This window comes from Exilibacterium tricleocarpae, assembly GCF_007004655.1.
GTDB classification, from domain to species: domain Bacteria; phylum Pseudomonadota; class Gammaproteobacteria; order Pseudomonadales; family Cellvibrionaceae; genus Exilibacterium; species Exilibacterium tricleocarpae.
This window is the reverse complement of sequence record NZ_ML660151.1, coordinates 1-1,410: the sequence shown is the minus strand read 5'-3', so window position 1 is coordinate 1,410 and position 1,410 is coordinate 1. Positions and strand designations below refer to the sequence as shown.

Annotated in this window: 1 pseudogene; it reads right to left on the bottom strand. The window is 51.4% G+C overall.

Annotated elements, in window-relative coordinates:
• Positions 1 to 139: 139 nt before the first annotated feature.
• Positions 140 to 1,232: pseudogene (locus FKG94_RS28570) on the bottom strand (IS3 family transposase); the annotation flags it as partial.
• Positions 1,233 to 1,410: the final 178 nt, after the last annotated feature.

The following is a 1,410-nucleotide window of genomic DNA, read 5'->3' as shown; positions in this document are numbered from 1 at the left end:
AGATTACCCGCAATCGTACCTAAATAAAATTGCCTCTAAGTTAAACAATAGACCAAGAAAAACCTTGGGATATCGATCGCCAGCAGCTATGCTTAACGAGATGTTGCGTTGACCGGTTGAATCCATCACACCCAGACTTAGAGTTTTCCAGCGAGTTACGTTTAGCCAGATACTCCCAGGGCGTCAGGTCACCGAGGGAGTCGTGTGGCCGTTCATCGTTGTATTCACGTGGCCAGCGTTCCGTGATGTCTCTGACTTCCGCTAGCGTGCTAAATACATACATGTTGAGTACTTCATCGCGGCATGTTCGATTAAAGCGTTCAACAAATGAATTCTGGGTTGGCTTTCCTGGTTTAATGAACTCCAATTCAACCCCGTACTCCTCGGCCCAATCAGCCAAAGTGGCTGAGACAAATTCCGGCCCGTTGTCCATCCGCAGCTTCTTTGGTAGCCCACGCCAAGCGACTAGCCTCTCCAGTACTCGGATAACGCGAGGGGCTGGTAGATTGAGGTCAATCTCAATCGCCAACGCCTCGCGGTTAAAGTCATCAACAGCGTTGAAGGTACGAAAGCGTCGGCCGCAGAACAGACTGTCGCTCATAAAGTCCATCGACCAGCAGTAGTTGGCCTCGGTAGGCACACACAGGGGTTGTGGATGCCGGCTAGGCAGCCGCTTCTTGCCTCTGCGCCGCTTGCTCAGACCTAACTCTCGGTAGATCCGATAGACACGCTTATGGTTCCACCCATGACCCCAGCGCCGCAGAATCTTGAACAGTTTACCGAACCCGTGCGCCGGGTACCGTTCTACTGCCCCCTGGAGGGCCAGGATAACAGGCTTGTCTCTATCCGTATCCGGGTTATACCGGTAGACCGAATCACTGATGCCAACAACCCGGCAGGCTCTGCGGAGGCTAAAGCAGTGGACCTCCCTTGCATAGTCAACCAATTCACGGCGAATTGCCGGCTTTACAGCTTTTTTCCACGATATCCTTGAGTACCTTGTGGTCCAGGCTAAGCTCGGCATACATCTGCTTTAGCCGCCGGTTTTCCTCCTCCAGCTCCTTCAGCCGCTTGATATCCGACGCTTCCATCCCCCCATACTTGGCCTTCCAATTATAGTATGTGGCGTCGGATACCCCATATTCCCGGCAGACTTCCTTGACTCTCCTGCCTCCCTCAACTTCCTTCACAATCTTGACGATCTGGGTTTCTGAATACCGTGATTTTTTCATGGGTCGTTCTCCTCGTAGGCATAGTCTACGCGGGAGAACTCTAAATGTGGATGCGATGGATTCAACCGGTCAACGCAACATCTCGTTAAGCATAGCTGCTGGCGATCGATATCCCAAGGTTTTTCTTGGTCTATTGTTTAACTTAGAGGCAATTTTATTTAGGTACGATTGCGGGTAA